The organism is Candidatus Rickettsia barbarica, assembly GCF_041477405.1.
GTDB lineage: Bacteria > Pseudomonadota > Alphaproteobacteria > Rickettsiales > Rickettsiaceae > Rickettsia > Rickettsia rickettsii.
Map to the genome: position 1 here is coordinate 83,467 of NZ_JBEWYL010000001.1, position 17,111 is coordinate 100,577.

Genomic DNA, 17,111 nt, shown 5'->3' on the forward strand with positions numbered 1-17,111 from the left:
TTGGCATCGTCGCTTCTCATTGTTGATCCTCACGTAGTATTCTACGCTGCGGTCAAAAATTCTGAGGCTTCTCGCTCTTTTCCAAATTAAACTTCGTCTATATTAAATTTCTATTTACTATGGGACTGTTTATTTTGTTAACAGTTCTATAGAAGTGTTTTTAGAATTTAGAGAGAAAAAATAAAATGATAATGAAATTTTTGGAAGGGTTTTCTTCCGGTATGGCCATAGATCTTGGTACGGCAAATACTATTGTCTATCAAAAAAATTGTGGAATTGTTCTAAGGGAACCTTCTGTTATTGCGTTAATAAAAAAAGACGGTGCTTTTGTGCCTTATGCTTATGGTTATGAAGCAAAAATGATGCTTGGGCGTACTCCTACGGATATTGAAGCAAAAAGACCTTTAAAAGATGGTGTTATTGCCGATTTTAAGGGTGCAGAGGAAATGATAAAGTATTTTATTAGAATGGTACATAATCGTCGCTCTTTTTTTGGGCCGACAATTGTTATTTGTGTGCCTTCCGGTTCTACGCCGGTTGAGCGTCGTGCTATCCAAGAAGCAGCAGAAAGTGCAGGGGGTAGGGATGTCTATTTAATTGAAGAACCTATGGCGGCAGCGATCGGGGCAGGGCTACCCGTAATGGAAGCAACTGGTTCGATGATTGTTGATATTGGAGGAGGCACTACCGAAGTTGCAGTTTTGTCACTAGGGGGCATAGTATATGCAAGGTCGGTAAGAGTCGGCGGTGATAAGATGGATGAAGCTATTATCTCATATATAAGAAGGCACTATAACCTATTGATAGGTGAGGCTACTGCCGAAAAGATAAAGCAAGAAATAGGTACGGCTTATGTAGATGAAAATGTTGAGCCGAGAAAGATGGAAATTAAAGGACGTGATTTAATTTACGGTATTCCTAAAGAAATGATATTGAACGCAAGACAAATTGCTGATAGTCTAATTGAACCGGTAAGTCAAATTGTTGAAGCGGTAAAAGTAGCACTAGAAGCAACACCTCCTGAATTATCTTCAGATATAGTTGATAAGGGAATTGTTTTAACAGGCGGCGGCTCATTATTACGAAATCTTGATTTTGTTCTTAGTGAAGCCACTGAATTGCCAGTAATAGTTGCAGATGATGCCCTCTCTTGTGTGGCACTTGGAACAGGAAAAGTACTTGAAGATTTTACAAAGCTAAAACATGTACTATTTAAACAGGATTAAAAATGGCAATACTTGCAAATAGAGTAAAAAATTCTTCAAATTCATTAGAATTAATAAGAATAATATCAAATACTCTTAAGCGTTTTTTTGTTATATTTGGGCTTGGATTGTCTGTATATTTATTTTTTGCTACACCTAAAAAAATATCTAGTATATCACTTGAAGTAACCGGTAGTATAGTATCAATCGGTTTAGCAGTGTATGAAGATATATTTGAATATATAAATTCAATAACACAAAAATTTGTTTATTTTCAAGATTTAGAACGAAAAAATATAGAACTTAAACTTGAGATAGCAAGATTACAACATTTACAAAGTGAAGTAGAATTGGTAAGAGCCGAAAACATTGCATTAAAAGATTTGTTAACGATTGCTGAGGAAGAAGAATTTGAATATATTACTACTAAATTACTGAGTGTTTCCTTTAATCCCTTTTCTAGAACTGCTTTGATTTCTGCAGGTAAAAAGCAAGGCATTGAACCTGATCAAATCGTTGTTAATTCAGGAAAATTAGTAGGAAAAGTAATAGAAGTGAGTAATAATTATGCGAAAGTAATGTTAATTAGCGATGTTAAGTCTAGAATACCTATTAAAGCTAATTCTTCAAGAGAACAAGGTATTTTAGCAGGTAATAATAATAATAGTAAAATTTTATACTTGCCTAACAATCATTTAGTACAGAAAGATGAGGAGATAGTAACCTCTGGACACGGTAATATTTATCCTGCAGGTATTTTAGTGGGCTATGTGTCTAAAGTGACAGAACATGATGTTATGGTAAACGTAGCAGCTGATCTATCTAAAACGGAATTTGTACAAGTATTATTGCCTAAGGAGTAATTTCTGTTTTTGTTACTCTATGTCATTACCGTGTAGGCATTGTTGCATGGATCGGTACAATCCCCTGTGTGTCACCCCATGGCTTGGCCACGGGGGCCAAACAACAATGAAAAATACTAGCAACAAAGCTTTCCCGTGTAGGTGGGAATTCAGCAAAATAACTGCAATATTGCTACAGAAGTTATATATTTGATAAAATAACCATATAAAAACTTGTTTTTATATGGTTTTACTAGATTTTTGTTTACGCGGGAATGACATTGAGTAGGCTTTTCAATCCATGTAACAAGGCTGGTAATACTTGACTTTGTATATATCTATCCTTTATTTATTCAGAGGTTATTAATATGGCACTTGCTACTAAAGTAAAAGAATTTTTAGAAGAAAAATTAAAACAAGAAAAGATAGATCGTAAATATCTTGCCGAAGTCACTAATATCCCTTATACTACTGTTAGCAGAATTATGAGAGCGGAAGCTAATCGTGAATTCAACCCTGAAATAGATACTATTTTAAAAATAGCAAAATATTTTAATTGTACTATGGATGAGGTAATAAAAAGAAAAGTACAGAATAATTCATAAAGCTTGATACAAGCGAATTTTGCATGACTCGCCTGTACTCACTCACGTAGTTTACCTACTGCTTTCGCAGGCTTGCATTTAAATGCATCTTGTCTAAATCTTTCTAAAATATGCTGTACCTACGAAATAAAACATAAAATATGACAACAAAAAATAAAAGAGTTCTTCAGAAATGCGCTTATAGAGAGGAATTTAAAGGAGACATGGAACGTAGCACCGCAGCGACGTCTAAATTACCTCTAGAAGTAGAACTTTCGAGGAACTCTAAAGGACTGATTATAATTTTATCTTCCCCTTCAGGTACAGGTAAGTCGAGTTTAGCTAAAGCATTATTGAAAATAGATAATAATTTGCGTTTATCTATTTCGGCAACTACAAGAAAACCACGTTTAGGAGAAGTAGAGGGCATAAACTATTACTTTAAGACCGGTCTAGAGTTTGAAGAATTAGTTAAGCAGAATAAATTCCTTGAATATGCTAAAATATACGATAATTATTACGGTACGCCTAAAGAATATGTCGAAATGTTATTAAATCAAGGCTTGGATGTTTTGTTTGATATTGATTGGCAAGGAGCAAGGAGTATTAAGAAAAATGCTACTAATGTTGTTACTATATTTGTATTGCCTCCTAATATTGAAGTATTGGAACAACGCTTAAGAAATAGAGCAACCGATAATGAAGAAGAAATAAAATTACGTATGCAGTTGGCACAAAACGAAATATCACATGCTAATGAGTATGATTATGTAGTTACTAACGATGACTTTGACAGGACGCTTAAAAAAATACATGCGATTATAGTTGCAGCACGAGACAAAGCGTTTTGACTTTGTCGTTTTTTCTTTCTATACTGAGAATTAGACGTTATGTTTCTAATTTTCAGAGTACTAATTTAAATGCTTAGAAAACAATTCCTTTCATCAATAATAAAACATTTTAAAACTCATAAAGTTTGTGCCTTGTTAGGACCAAGGCAGTGTGCGGAAAAACTACACTTTCTAAACAATTCGTAGAAGCTTATAATATTCCTAAAATCAATATTTTTGATCTTGAAAATCCTTTAGATTTAGCAAGATTAAATGAGCCGATGCTTGCTTTGTCTGATCTAAAAAGATTTGTTATTATTGATGAAATTCAGTATAAACCGAATCTATTCCCTATTTTAAGAGTTCTTGTTGATACAACTGATATTAAATTTAGTACTAGGCAGTGCATCAAGAGACTTAATTAAACAAGGTTCTGAAACACTAGCAGGTAGAATAGGTTATATTGAAATGACACCGTTTACCTTATCTGAAGTGTCAGGTACTCAGCAATTATGGATACGCGGCGGATTTCCTTTATCATATCTTGCAGATGATGAAGAGTTAAGTGCTTTATGGCGTCAGAATTACATTAAAACATTTTTAGAAAGAGATATACCAAATTTAGGTTTTACAATTCCGTCTATGCAGTTACGTAGGTTTTGGTTAATGCTTTGCCATTATCACGCTAATATATTGAATGCTTCAGAATTTGGAAATTCTTTCTCTATCTCATATCATACCGCAAAGCATTATTTAGATATTTTAGAGGGAACTTTTATGATCCGTATTTTGCAGCCTTGGTATGAAAACCTAAAAAAAAAAGACAAGTTAAGACTCCAAAAATCTTTTTTAGAGATAGTGGAATATATCACGCTTTATTAGGCTTAAATAATTATGAAGCTTTAAGCACTCATCCTAAAATAGGTGCATCATGGGAAGGATTTGCCTTAGAACAAATTGTTAGATATTATAAAGTCGAACCCGAAGAATGTTATTTTTGGTCATCTCATAATGGAGCGGAAATAGATCTTTTAATTTTTAAAAATGGAAAACGCTTGGGGTTTGAAATTAAATATACAAATACACTGAGCATTACAAAATCAATGCAAATATCTTTAGAAGATTTAAAACTTGATCAAATTAATGTAATATTTCCAGGTGAGATTAGCTTTAAATTGTCGGAAAAAATACAGGCAATAGGTCTTTTGAGCTTAATTCAAAATGATACAAAAGCTGCAACTATATAGTTACAGCTTTTAGAATGTTATATTATTTCACATACGCCTTTAGAAGCTTTACCGGCAAGTTTGATATCTTTGGAAGCATTATCCACACAATTACCTAAATCTTGATTATATTGGTGGATTTGACTACTCGCTTGCATAGCTTCTTTAAATACTGCGTTATGTTTTTGCTGTTGTTCTTCAAATTGTACTTTTGCAGCTTCTAAAACTGCTTTTCTTTGTTCAGGAGTTAATTTTGTAAATTTAGACATAATAATTACTACTTTAGTTAAATTCCTCTCGTTTTATTATTTGTAATTTTAATATTAGGAGTACGAGCAGGAGATAAACTCCTAGTATTAGGATCTTTTACTTGTGTTTGTTCTTTGATTTTATTAGCTAAAGATTTAGTTTTATCCACGTTAATTTTATTTAGTACTTTATTATGATGCTCTATATCTTTTACAACGCCGTCTGTCTTAATTGCTTTATGCTGATGTTTTAGAACTAAATATTTTTCATATGCATCTAAATATTTTTCTGGTTCTTTTTTATAACGCTCTTTAATATCACTTCCTAATTTCTTTATTTTATCTTTATTTATGTTGTATGCTTTTTCATGTTTAATAATTTCTTGATCTAATATTTTTTTACTATTTTCAATCTTCTCTACATGTGCCTTATGTATTTTTAACATTTCTTGGTGAAATTCTAATTCTTCTTTTAATTCTTTAACTTTTTTTGGTGCTAAGCCTTTTTCTTGTAATTGTTGTGATAAATTCGTTATTGTTTTATTTAATTCATTTAATTCTGTATGTGCTTGTTTGTGTTCTTCAGTTATTTTTTTATGGTTTTTATGTAATACTTTATACGCTTGATTTAGTTTAAATATTTCTTCATGAGTTAATATTTCACGATTTAACTCTTCATGATCAATAATGTTTTCCTTTTCTAGTTTATTTATTATCTTATCTAAACGCTTATTACTTTCTTCAATTCTTTTAGTATCTTTAGTAATATTTTTTATAAATTTATTATGCAAATTATTAAGTGCAGCAATTCTTTGTGCGATTTCTTTTTCTTCTTCGGTAAGTTTTATTGCTCTTTGTGATTTTAGAAATTCTTCTTCTTGAACCCTAGCTTTCTTAATAGATTGTTCTACTTCATAGTGCTTGAGCTTAGTTTCAGCAGTCTCTTTTAGATTGGATATGTCAAAATTCAAGCCATATGAAACTGCTTCGCTTTGTAAACTACTCAATTCTCCTAGAATTATTTCTATTTGAGAGCGAGAATAAGAATTGTTAAGATGCTCTTTTAAATTATCGAATTTATATTTTAATGTAGCTGTTATATCAGACATGCTCATCATCTTTAATATTAACGCCAAAAAATGTTAACAAAAGTTAATAATTAAGTCAAGAAAATTTTAATAAAAATTAATCTTGTATTTCTAGCCATTGATTTAATAACTCGTCTAGTTTCTTTTTATCATTAATTAATTGGCTAGTAATGCGGTTATATTTTTGAGGATTATCTAAATATAGATTAACGTCTTCAAGTTCTTTTTCTAAGTGTTTGATGGATATTTCTAGCTTTTCAATATAGTTGGGTAATGTTTCAAGCAAACGCTGATATTTATAAGATAGCTTTTTATTTAGAGGTTCTTTTTGAGAAGTTAGTGGTAGTGGTTTTGAAGCTTTTTTGGCTATAGGAGAGGTAGTAAAATACTGCTTATAATCTTCATAACCTCCTGTTAAATCATGAATTTTACCTTGAGCGAAAACTAAAGTTCTAGTAACTAACCTATCTAAAAAGTCACGATCATGGCTCACGACTATTAAAGTACCTGAATAATCTGTAAGTATATCTAGTAAAATTTCCAGACTATCCATATCGAGGTCATTAGTCGGTTCATCTAAAATTAACAGATTGCCAGGGTTAATTAGAATTTTTGCAAGTAATAATCTATTAGCTTCACCGCCTGATAAAATAGCGGTTTTTGCATTAAGTAGTTTAGGATTAAACATGCATTGTTTTAAATAACCGGCAACATGCATGGTTTTACCGTGTGGCAAAAATACTTGATCACTGCCTGTAGGACATAAAGTTTGTTGTAATGTATGATTAGACTCTAGTTTTTCTCTATGTTGATCAAAATATGAAATATCTAAATTACCGCCATATATAATTTTGCCGCTTTCAGGGGTAAGCTGTTTTGTTAGTAGTTTGATAAAGGTAGATTTGCCTGAGCCATTTGCACCGATTATACCAATTTTCTCGCCGTTTTTTACACGAAAGCTAAAATTATTGATAATTTTAGTATTTTTATAACTAAAAGTAATATTATCTGCTTCAATAATGACTTTACTTTTAGCTATATTTTCGGCAAGTTCTGCCCTAACTCTTTGTGTTGAACTAGCTAGTTTTGCAGTTTGTTCTTGTGTTATTGCTCTTAAAGCTTTCAAATCCGCAAGTCTCTTTTGATTTCGTTTACGTCTAGCAGTAACACCGGCATTTAACCATTCATTTTCTTGAGATAATTTTTTATTTAATTTCCGAAGAGCGGCTTCTTCTTGGTCTATGATAATTGTTTGCCATTCATCAAAAAATTTAAATCCTTTATCGGATTTACGTAAAATTCCTCTATCAAGCCACCAAATTTTATTAGTAACATTTGAGAGGAATGTTCTATCATGACTAACGCAAATAATAGCACCGTTATAAGATTTAACAAATTCTTCTAACCATTCGATTGTTGCAATATCTAGATGGTTAGTCGGTTCATCAAGTAATAATATTTCCGGCTCTAATATTAAAGCTTTAGCAAGGCTTGCTCTTCTCAGTTGACCGCCTGAATAGGTGGATAAATTATCTGTTCCGTTGATTTGTAATTTTTCTAGAATTATATCGATTTGGTATTTATCTATTTCTTTTGTACTATCTGTTTGTTGTAAAACAAAATCATAAACAGTTAGATGAGTTTTTATAGAAATATCTTGTCTTAAATAACCGGTTGTAACTAAAGGATCTTGAAATAATGCACCATTATCTAACTCATAATCACCTGATATGACTTTCATTAAGCTTGATTTCCCGCAGCCGTTACGTCCTATAAGACAAATCTTATCGCCTGTGTACAAATAAAGCTCTAAATCAGATAAAATTACTGTATCCGCAAAACTTAAGTTACCGTCTTTAATGTAATAAATTGGGGTCATAGTTGATTATTGGCTAGTTTTAATGTCATTCCTGTGAAAGCAGGAATGACATTAAGTTAAAGGTTGGTAAACGAAGTTTAATTTGGAAAAGCACAAGGAGTCCATAAGACGAGGAGCGGAACGTATACTTAATACGTGAGTACGGTGCTTATAGGACTTTGTGCCAATTTTTTAAATTAAACGAGTATATTCTTAATCACTAAACTAGCATTAGTACCACCGAATCCGAACGAGTTAGAAAGCACGTAATCTATCTTAGTTTTCTTAGCTTTAAGTGCAACTAAATCTATATTCACCTCATCCATAGGGGTATCTAAGTTTAAGGTTGGCGGTGCAATCTGGTCTCTAATTGCAAGAGCTGAAAAGATAAACTCAACACTTCCTGCCGCACCAAGCAAATGTCCTATTGATGATTTAGTAGAAGACATTAAAACTTTGGGATTCGCTTCTAAAAATAATTTTTGTACGGCTGCTAATTCTATTCCATCACCAAGTGTAGTAGAAGTACCGTGTGCATTAATATAATCAATCATATCGGGCGTGATAGTTGCATCTAGCATTGCGTCTCTCATCGCTCTATAAGCTCCTCTACCTTCAGGATGTGGAGCTGTCATATGATAGGCGTCACCTGTAGAGCCGTATCCTATAACTTCACCGTAAACTTTAGCCCCTCGATTTAAGGCATGCTCATATTCTTCTAAGACTACAACGCCTGCTCCTTCACCCATAACAAAGCCGTTGCGGTCTTTATCCCAAGGTCTTGAGGCTTTTTTAGGATTATCGTTATATTTAGTACATAATGCTCTAGCAGCAACGAAACCTGCAACTCCGACAGGTGTAACTGGAGCTTCCGCACCGCCTGCGATCATAACATCGGTATAGCCGTGTTTTATCATACGCATAGCATCGCCTATAGCATGTGCCCCTGTAGAGCAAGCTGTTACTGCCGTTTGGTTTGGACCGCTAAAACCGTATTTTATAGAAACAAGACCGGATAAAAGATTAATTAATGAAGCGGGGATAAAGAAAGGACTAACTTTGCCGTTATTTTCTTGATAAAGTTTGATAGAGGTATCTGCGATCATTTTAAGCCCACCGATTCCTGAACCTAATATCAAGCCGGTTCTATCACGAGATTTTTCATCGTCGGGTAACCAGCCGCTATCTTCAACTGCTTCGGTTGCGGCTGCTACTCCGTAATGGATAAATTTATCCATTTTACTTAGTCTATTAATGTCATCTGCTTGTGTGAAATTTTCAAGTTTAAATCCATCTTTCTCAGAGTTATCTATAAGTCCGGCAATTTTACACGCAAGTTTAGAAGTGTCAAATTCTGTAATAGTTTTTATACCGCTTACTCCATCTACAATATTTTTCCAAGATGAGCTAACATTAAGCCCAACAGGAGTAACAAGTCCAAGTCCGGTAATAACTACTCTTTTATTTACTCTTTGATTCGACATTTTTATTATCTATTAGGGATTTTTTATGCAGATTAAGATTGGCGTTCTTTGATATATTTTATAACATCGGATACGGTTTTAATTTTAGTGGCTTCATCATCAGGAATATCAATACCGTATTCAACTTCTATTGCCATCATTAACTCTACGGTATCAAGGCTATCAGCTTTCAAATCTTCTATAAATCTTGAATCCGTAGTTATTATCGATTTATCTTTATTTAGCTTTTCAGCAACCATTTCAATAACTTTCTGTTCGATCTTATCCGTTGTACTCATAATTTTGAACTCCATAAATCATTTAATTTTATATGCCGTATAATAGTGGTTATTCAGCTATTAGACTTTATTTTAACTGTATGAATAGTTATTTAAAATATTCATTGCATTTTATCTTTAAAGGAACTTCTAGCACAAAAAATTATTTTATGCTAGCACAAAATAATCTTATTAATTTTTATACCATTAACATACCACCGTTTACATGTATAGTTTGACCGGTAATATATGATGCCTGATCGCTTGCTAAAAATGCAACTGCGTTTGCCACGTCTTCCGGCATACCGTAAGTGCCTAGCGGAATTTTTTGTATTATAGCTTCTCTTTGTTTTTCATTTAGTTTATCGGTCATATCTGATTTAATAAATCCTGGAGCTACTGTGTTAACCGTAATGCCTCTGGTTGCAACTTCGTAAGAGAGCGATTTGGTCATACCTATTAAACCTGCTTTAGAAGCACAATAATTAGCCTGTCCGGGGTTACCTGAAATTCCTACTATTGAAGATATGTTAATAATACGTCCATACCTGTTTTGTATCATTTTTTTTATTGCTTCACGATTTAAAATAAAATTTGCTTTTAAATTAATATCAATAACTTTGTCAAAATCTTCATCTTTCATTCTAATTGCTAGCGTATCGCTAGTAATACCGGCATTACATACTAAAATATCTAACTTTGATGCTTTAGATATTAAATTGCTACATTCTTCCTTATCGGCAAGATTACATACTTCTATCGTATAATTATCTTTTACAACCTTTCCAAGGGATTTTAATTTTTCCTCATTACTACCGCTAATAATTACATGGCTTCCGAGTTTGTGCAGTAACCTCGCTATAGCTCCGCCTATGCCTCCTGAAGCTCCCGTAATTAAGGAAGTTTTACCTGTTAAATCAATCATTTTCTTCCTCCGTTTGATCAAGATTTATATTAGTAATTTTTGACGATTTTTCACGTATTATTTTCTCAATTTCGTTGGAAATTTGTGGATGTTCTTTTAAATATTGTTTGACGTTTTCACGTCCTTGACCTATGCGTACGTTCTTGTAGGAAAACCAAGAGCCGGATTTCTCAACAATATCAAGCTTAACTCCAAGGTCGATTATCTCGCCTTCTTTTGAAATACCTGAACCGTACATTATATCAAAATCTGCAGTTTTAAATGGAGGAGATACTTTGTTTTTGACTACTTTTACTTTGGTTTGGCTGCCTATTACTTCTTCTTTATCTTTAATGGAGCCGATTCTTCTTATATCGATCCTAACAGAAGCATAGAATTTTAAGGCATTACCGCCTGTCGTGGTTTCAGGACTACCGAACATCACACCTATTTTCATTCTGATTTGATTGATGAAAACAGCAATACAATTGGTGCGATTAATTGATGCAGTAAGTTTACGCAAAGCCTGGCTCATTAACCTTGCTTGAGAAGCCATTTGAGCATCACCCATTTCGCCCTCAATCTCTGATTTCGGTACTAAAGCCGCAACACTATCTATTATTATCATATCAATACCGCTGGAGCGAATTAATGTATCGGCAATTTCTAGGGCTTGTTCACCTGTATCGGGCTGTGAAATAATAAGCTCATCAATATTTACGCCTAATTTTTTAGCATAAGCAGGGTCTAATGCATGCTCGGCATCAATAAAAGCACATGTACCACCCTTTTTTTGAGCTTCTGCAATTAAATGCAATGTTAGAGTGGTTTTACCTGAGCTTTCAGGACCAAAAATTTCGATGATTCTACCTTTGGGAACACCGCCGATTCCAAGAGCTATATCTAGCCCAAGTGAGCCGGTTGATACGGCCTCTATATCAACATGCGGACGCTGCCCTAGTTTCATTACCGAACCTTTACCGTAGCTTTTTTCAATTTGTGCGAGTGCTGCGGCAATAGCTCTTTCCTTATCTGTATTTGACATAAATTTCCATATTATAAACTTACCAATTAAAATATAAGCTTGAGAAAGAAAAATCAAATTTTATTTATGTTATTGTGCTTGTAAGATTAAATCTTGACTTCCATACTAGGTGATGTTTAGATGTTAAATTTACTTGTGTTATGGTTAATTGATTTGGACTTGCTTACTATGTTACCAACTGAATTAACCTAGGACTATTAACAAAAGAAATTTTAAAGCTAATTAAATTACTTGTTAACAGTCCCATAGTGCTCGAAAAAGATAGATTTAGTAAAACCCTTATTAAATAACTTATCACATATGGTACCACAATTTCCGCAAACTGAATATATCGCTAAAGATAATTCATCATCTATATCTTATAAATTTAGATGGCATATTTTAATTATTTTAAGCATTTGCTTACTTTTGATATCGATGGATGCTACAGTCTTGTATGCTGTTATTCCTTAATCCTTGATTTAAAACCATCTAATTTACAACAATTATGGATAATCAATGCATATGCATTAGTATTATCAGGTCTTCTCATTACCGCAGGTGCATTAGGAGATAGATTTGGTCGTAAAAGATTATTACTTTGGGGGCTTTTAGTTTTTTCCATCGCTTCAATGTTAGTTTATGTGATAGCTCATGGGGATTAGTATTATGTCGTGCTTTACTTGGGTTAGGAGGATCAGAGATGATGCCTTCCACTTTATAATACACATGAACGTATGATTGCAATATCCGTGTGGGGAATAATGGCAACCGTAGGAGCAGCTATAGGACCAGTACTAGGAGAGGAGTATTGGTTGAGCTTTTAAGTTAGCAATTGGCATTTTTTAATAAATGCACCTATTGCATTAGTAATTATTGCTTTTGGTATAGTTTGGATTCCTAAATCATCTAATCCTAGTAATGAACCCATGGGATTGGATAGGAGTATTTCAATCGTTTTTTGGGATGGCAGCTTTAGTTCAAGACATTGAGATGTTGGCTAAATACGGTATTATGAATCTAGCATCCGGCGGAATGCTATTAATTGGCATTGTGTTACTAATAATAGTTACCTTACGTTATGCCAACTTAAAAGTGATGATCCGTTAGTGGATATGCGTTTATTCTTAATTAGCAATTTTAGTATAGGAGTAATAGTTTATTTGCTGATTACGTGTGTCTTAGGATCCATAATGTATCTTATGTCCTTATGGTTACAGTTTATCAAAGGGTTAAGTCCTTTGTATGCAGGTCTTTATATGTTGCCTGCAGCAGTTTTTGCTTTAATTGCATCTTTAGTTATGTCATATTTACTCACACGATTTATCGCACGTGTAATAATGTTTAGTGGGTTTATCTTTACTACTATATCATTGATTTTACCTAGTATATTAGACTATAGAGATTTATTATCGAATATTATGTTATATATCTTGGATTGCTTGGTATAGGAAGTAGTCTATGCCTCTCTACACCGTAACAGTTATGATGAATGCAGTACCGGCAGAGAGGTCTGGAGGTGCAGCAGCATTACAAGAAACAGCATATGAATTAGGTAATGTATTAGGTATAGCTGTTATTGTGAGTATTACGTCTTTATATATATAGTAACAATCTAGTAATGCCTCACGGTGTTTCTGTATCAATTGCAGAAATAGCTCATGACTCAATCGGTGAAGGAATAATTATTGCTCAACAACTACCACCTTCATTTGCTTACGCATTAATTAAGGATGTTAATATTACTTTTATAAATGCATTTAATATAGTAGGTATTATTCTAGGAATAATCATGCTAATATTGGCGGGTGTGATTATGTATGTTCTTCCTCCTTTTAAAGTATCTACCTCTCTACATTAATATGATGAAACTGGTATAGACACCTTACCGTCTTTTGCTATTTTTGCACTATTTACCATGAATGGTTAATAATGATCGTAGTGCTTATTTTTATAGTAGGTAGTTAATAAAATGAGATGATGATATTTTCAAGGCTATAAATCATTACTAAATATTTTTTCTAATTCTGTTAAGCGTTGTTCTATTCTTTCGATATTGCTTTTTGTTATAGGTCTTTTTAGTAAATCTGCTATCTTGGCTCTTAGATTTTTTTTATGTTCATTTAAAATAAATTCTATGATGAGTCTTGAGATGGTTTTAGTATTGTGGTCAGACATATTTGTTCCCGATTAATTAAACTTATACTGCTTAAGTTTCAACCACCGAAGAGAAATAAACTCTTAGTGGTCGGGGGAGTAAGAAAACCATCAACGATAGCCATAATAGCCTTTAGGTTCTAAGCTTTAAATCTTGGACATAACTATTATAACCCCGACTGTGAAGTCGAGGATTGCATCAGTTTTGTAAGAAATGTTCTCACTTTTGGCAGAGGTTTCGACACCTCGAAATAACACTTTGCTAATCTAAGCATCATTTTATATATAACTTTCAAAAAGTCAATGATGGTTTGTTATGGTACTAACAACGTTCTATGCTTCTATACCTAAGGAGTTATATGGTGATGATACATCGGCTAATAACGGCATTTCACAATTTTGATAGTTAATATCTGTGTAACAAGGATTAAATATCTCAAATATTTCTATAATGCTTTCTTTATATTCTTCAGACTTGGGATTTGTTGTTCGTATAATTGTTATTAAGCGTGCAAAGTTGCTGATAGTCTGAAAACTATCATCACCGCCAAGACTCTTACATATTTCATGCAATATTCCGCTTGCAGAATCTAAGTTTATTGCTATAGCGGATGGGGAATTTAATTTTACAATTTCATTATTTAAATTAGTTAGTGGTAGTATTGAGAATTCATATTCCTTAATAGATTTTGCTAGTTTTATAATATCATGTAAATTATTTATTTTTATAACTTCATCGAATATAACTGCATTCTTCTTAAAATTTTCATATAGTTGTTCTACAAATACTAATTCTTTATTCTTCATTATTAAAGCTAAATTTTCATTTTGTATATTTCTTCCCTTATACCAATCCCATCCATATTTAATACAATACCCTAAGATCGTACCTACAGCTAATGTTCCTAATGCTATTCCAGCTATATAAGCACCGCTGCTATATCCACCGTCATTTGTATCATCGTTAGGTCTTTCTGTAGTAGTAGGGTCAGTGTAAGCTTTACCGAGTTGATCTAAAATATTTTTACCTATTTCTGTAGGAGAGACATTATCTAAAGAGAGACCTAAGTGATTTAGAGTATTTTCAAGAGTATTTATAAACGATTCACGAGGGATTAAAGTTTTTTTATAAGCGTTATAGTTTTGTAAAGCACTCATAGCTTCTTCTTTAGTGCATTCATTTAAACCTAAGAAATCAGCTCCGCTAGTTTCGGTAATATTGCCTTGAGAGAATATATAATCATTTATTACTTTATAAAGTTGACTAAGAATACTAGCCGTATCGTTTTGATGAGGTGTTACGACTTGTTGTAAAAGTATATGAGGATTATTTTCAGCATCGATAAAAATATTATTTATTGGAATATTTAAACCATTGTTGCACTCTTGGTATAGTATTGAAAAATCATTTGGGGACTCATTGAAAGATTGTTCAATGTTTTTCCAATTACACTGTGTATTATCCACTATATAACCTTTTTTAAAAGCTCCTTCAACAGTACTATATACTGATGAAAATATAGTACTGCTTAATTTATGAATGATGTGGCTTACATTACCCGGTAAACGGCTTACTATTTCATTGCTAAATATAGGCATAACGCAGTTAAAATTTATATTTAATATAGATGCCATAATGTTACTCCTTTAATTAATAAAACGTGGTTTCTAAAGTATGTTAATGTTTTTGTCAAGATAAAGTTAAAATAAATTAATATATGGAAAGATTTGAGAAAGATGATTGTTATGCTGTAATGTTTCGTTTTTTCGTCATTGTGAGGAGAGACAAAGCCTCGACTTGGCAATCATTTTGTACTAGACTTCTTGCATAACCTATCTTATAAAGAGGAATTTACAGGAAACGGATGTGAGTACCGGATTGAAGTACAAATTATCTTTAGAAGGAGGTTATGCAAGAAATCTACTGTTTCATGAGGTTGCCACGCTCCTTACAGTCGCGCGCAATGATGATTTGGTGTCCATGCAATAATACCTTGCGGGGATGACATAGAACGAGCTATACAATATTACTTACCTATGCAGAAATTTTTAAAGATCTCGCCTAGTATTTCTTCTACGTTGATAACACCTGTAATTGCACCGATGCAGCGTGCCGTCATTCTAATATCTTCAGTTGCTAGAACTAAATCATTATCTAAGCTAAAAGCCGTTAAATGTGAGAGAGCTTGTTGTAAATAGTTACGATGACGCTGATTTGTTATATAAGGAGTTTCAGTAAATCCTGCCATATTTTCGGCAATATTTTCAATATTTTTTAATATACTTGAAAGAGCAATATTATTTTTTACTGAAACTCTTAAGCATTTATATTTATTTTCAATAGAAAAGATTTTACTAGCTTCGATTAAATCGATTTTATTAATTATTGTGATAGTATTTTCATCAATTAAATTAATAATATTTTCATTTATAGAGGAGTCTAATTTTTCGGCATCAAACATTATAATTTTAATATCTGCTGTTTTAGCTGAATTTATAGCTCGTTTTATACCTTCCTGCTCGATAATGTCACTACTTTCTTCTCTTATACCTGCTGTATCCTGTAAAATAATAGGATAGCCGCCAATGTCTAAATGTCCCTCAATTATATCTCTAGTAGTTCCTGCAATATTTGAGACAATCGCTATATCTCTCTGCATTAAGAAGTTTAGTAAGCTAGACTTACCAACGTTTGGCGGACCGATAATTGCAAGCTTAAGACCACTTCGTAGTAATTCTCCTTTTCTGTTATCATTAAGATATTCCGATATTGTATGTACAAGAATTGTATGAGTATTAGTAACTTCATTAAGGACGGTATCAGGTATATCTTCATCCGGGAAATCTATATAAGCTTCAAGCAGAGAGATCATTTTTAAAAGCTGACTACGCCAATTATTATATAATGCTTCAAGTTTGCCGCTTGCTTGTCTAATTGCTTGCTTATGCTGCATTATAGTTTCGGCATTAATTAAATCGGCTATCCCCTCTGCTGCTGTTAAATCAAATTTGTTATTTAAAAAAGCTCTTTTGGTAAACTCTCCTGCTTCTGCCAAACGAATACCAGCTATATTTAATAATGTATTTGTCAGCATTATAGATATAGCTTTACTGCCATGCGTGTGAATTTCGACTACGTCTTCCCCGGTAAAGCTACCAGGTGACTTAAAATAAACAACCATAACATTATCGATTAGCTCCTTAGTTTCAGGGACTGTAATTTGTTGATAATACATTAATCTTGATTTAAAGTCCTTTCTACCGGTAAGTAGTTGTAAAACTTCTAAACTTTTAGGACCAGAAATCCTAAAAACTGCTACGCCTGCTTTACCGAATGCAGAGCTTTGTGCAAATATCGTTTCCACTTATTTTCTATGCCTCTTGCTTAAGTTATTTTATATAAT

General features: G+C 32.8%; 18 protein-coding genes and 1 pseudogene. 9 read left to right on the forward strand and 10 right to left on the reverse strand.

Features of this window, described 5'->3' with window-relative positions; genetic code table 11:
* Positions 1-185 precede the first annotated feature (185 nt).
* The 5 genes and pseudogenes from ABVF33_RS00410 to ABVF33_RS00430 all read left to right on the forward strand — a co-directional run bounded on the left by ABVF33_RS00410 (position 186) and on the right by ABVF33_RS00430 (position 4,708).
* A complete protein-coding gene (locus tag ABVF33_RS00410) occupies positions 186-1,226 on the forward strand; it encodes a rod shape-determining protein (RefSeq protein ID WP_499705832.1) in 1,041 nt (346 codons plus the stop codon).
* Between the two features lie 2 nt (positions 1,227-1,228).
* Positions 1,229-2,068, forward strand: a complete 840-nt coding sequence (mreC, locus tag ABVF33_RS00415) for a rod shape-determining protein MreC (protein ID WP_499705833.1) — start codon at positions 1,229-1,231, stop codon at positions 2,066-2,068.
* Between the two features lie 347 nt (positions 2,069-2,415).
* Positions 2,416-2,652 carry a helix-turn-helix domain-containing protein gene (locus ABVF33_RS00420; protein ID WP_004997409.1) on the forward strand — a complete coding sequence of 79 codons (237 nt, stop codon included), beginning with the start codon at positions 2,416-2,418 and terminating at the stop codon, positions 2,650-2,652.
* Positions 2,653-2,792: 140 nt separating this feature from the next.
* A complete protein-coding gene (gene gmk / locus ABVF33_RS00425) occupies positions 2,793-3,482 on the forward strand; it encodes a guanylate kinase (RefSeq protein WP_499705834.1) in 690 nt (229 codons plus the stop codon).
* Positions 3,483-3,551: 69 nt separating this feature from the next.
* Positions 3,552-4,708, forward strand: a pseudogene (locus tag ABVF33_RS00430) (ATP-binding protein).
* Between the two features lie 17 nt (positions 4,709-4,725).
* Here ABVF33_RS00430 and ABVF33_RS00435 read toward each other — a convergent pair.
* The 7 genes from ABVF33_RS00435 to recA form a co-directional block, all read right to left on the reverse strand.
* Entirely contained in the window at positions 4,726-4,956 is a 231-nt protein-coding gene (locus tag ABVF33_RS00435; RefSeq protein WP_499705835.1) for a hypothetical protein, read from the reverse strand.
* A 17-nt stretch (positions 4,957-4,973) separates the two neighbouring features.
* Entirely contained in the window at positions 4,974-6,044 is a 1,071-nt protein-coding gene (roaM, locus tag ABVF33_RS00440) for an actin-based motility regulator RoaM (protein WP_499705836.1), read from the reverse strand.
* 76 nt (positions 6,045-6,120) lie between these two features.
* Positions 6,121-7,902: an ABC-F family ATP-binding cassette domain-containing protein gene (locus ABVF33_RS00445; protein ID WP_499705837.1), complete on the reverse strand. Its 1,782-nt coding sequence runs from the start codon at positions 7,900-7,902 to the stop codon at positions 6,121-6,123.
* A 176-nt stretch (positions 7,903-8,078) separates the two neighbouring features.
* The gene (fabF, locus tag ABVF33_RS00450) at positions 8,079-9,365 is read right to left on the reverse strand and encodes a beta-ketoacyl-ACP synthase II (RefSeq protein ID WP_499705838.1); all 1,287 of its coding nucleotides are present in this window, start codon (positions 9,363-9,365) and stop codon (positions 8,079-8,081) included.
* A gap of 32 nt (positions 9,366-9,397) precedes the next feature.
* Complete coding sequence (gene acpP, locus ABVF33_RS00455; protein WP_008579292.1) at positions 9,398-9,658, reverse strand: acyl carrier protein; 261 nt, start codon at positions 9,656-9,658, stop codon at positions 9,398-9,400.
* A gap of 163 nt (positions 9,659-9,821) precedes the next feature.
* On the reverse strand, positions 9,822-10,547 hold the full coding sequence (gene fabG / locus ABVF33_RS00460; protein WP_012736653.1) for a 3-oxoacyl-ACP reductase FabG: 726 nt from the start codon (positions 10,545-10,547) through the stop codon (positions 9,822-9,824).
* Positions 10,540-11,571, reverse strand: a complete 1,032-nt coding sequence (gene recA, locus ABVF33_RS00465; RefSeq protein WP_004997434.1) for a recombinase RecA — start codon at positions 11,569-11,571, stop codon at positions 10,540-10,542. The genes fabG and recA overlap by 8 nt, the downstream gene beginning before the upstream one ends.
* A gap of 371 nt (positions 11,572-11,942) precedes the next feature.
* On the opposite strand from recA, the gene ABVF33_RS00470 reads away from it, so the two are divergent.
* The 4 genes from ABVF33_RS00470 (at position 11,943) to ABVF33_RS00485 (ending at position 13,411) form a co-directional block, all read left to right on the forward strand.
* Positions 11,943-12,215 (forward strand): MFS transporter, encoded by a 273-nt coding sequence (locus tag ABVF33_RS00470; RefSeq protein ID WP_499705839.1) that lies wholly within the window; start codon positions 11,943-11,945, stop codon positions 12,213-12,215.
* A gap of 256 nt (positions 12,216-12,471) precedes the next feature.
* Positions 12,472-12,660, forward strand: a complete 189-nt coding sequence (locus tag ABVF33_RS00475; RefSeq protein WP_041472245.1) for a hypothetical protein — start codon at positions 12,472-12,474, stop codon at positions 12,658-12,660.
* Between the two features lie 351 nt (positions 12,661-13,011).
* Positions 13,012-13,158, forward strand: coding sequence for an MFS transporter (locus ABVF33_RS00480; RefSeq protein ID WP_146709393.1), 147 nt, complete (start codon positions 13,012-13,014; stop codon positions 13,156-13,158).
* Positions 13,159-13,171: 13 nt separating this feature from the next.
* Positions 13,172-13,411: a hypothetical protein gene (locus ABVF33_RS00485; RefSeq protein ID WP_499705840.1), complete on the forward strand. Its 240-nt coding sequence runs from the start codon at positions 13,172-13,174 to the stop codon at positions 13,409-13,411.
* A gap of 134 nt (positions 13,412-13,545) precedes the next feature.
* On the opposite strand, the gene ABVF33_RS00490 is transcribed toward ABVF33_RS00485, so the two are convergent.
* The 3 genes from ABVF33_RS00490 to mnmE all read right to left on the reverse strand — a co-directional run bounded on the left by ABVF33_RS00490 (position 13,546) and on the right by mnmE (position 17,072).
* The gene (locus tag ABVF33_RS00490; RefSeq protein ID WP_499705841.1) at positions 13,546-13,728 is read right to left on the reverse strand and encodes a hypothetical protein; all 183 of its coding nucleotides are present in this window, start codon (positions 13,726-13,728) and stop codon (positions 13,546-13,548) included.
* A gap of 312 nt (positions 13,729-14,040) precedes the next feature.
* Positions 14,041-15,342, reverse strand: coding sequence for a DUF5460 family protein (locus tag ABVF33_RS00495; RefSeq protein WP_499705842.1), 1,302 nt, complete (start codon positions 15,340-15,342; stop codon positions 14,041-14,043).
* Between the two features lie 392 nt (positions 15,343-15,734).
* Positions 15,735-17,072, reverse strand: a complete 1,338-nt coding sequence (gene mnmE, locus ABVF33_RS00500; protein ID WP_499705843.1) for a tRNA uridine-5-carboxymethylaminomethyl(34) synthesis GTPase MnmE — start codon at positions 17,070-17,072, stop codon at positions 15,735-15,737.
* Between the last annotated feature and the right edge of the window lie 39 nt (positions 17,073-17,111).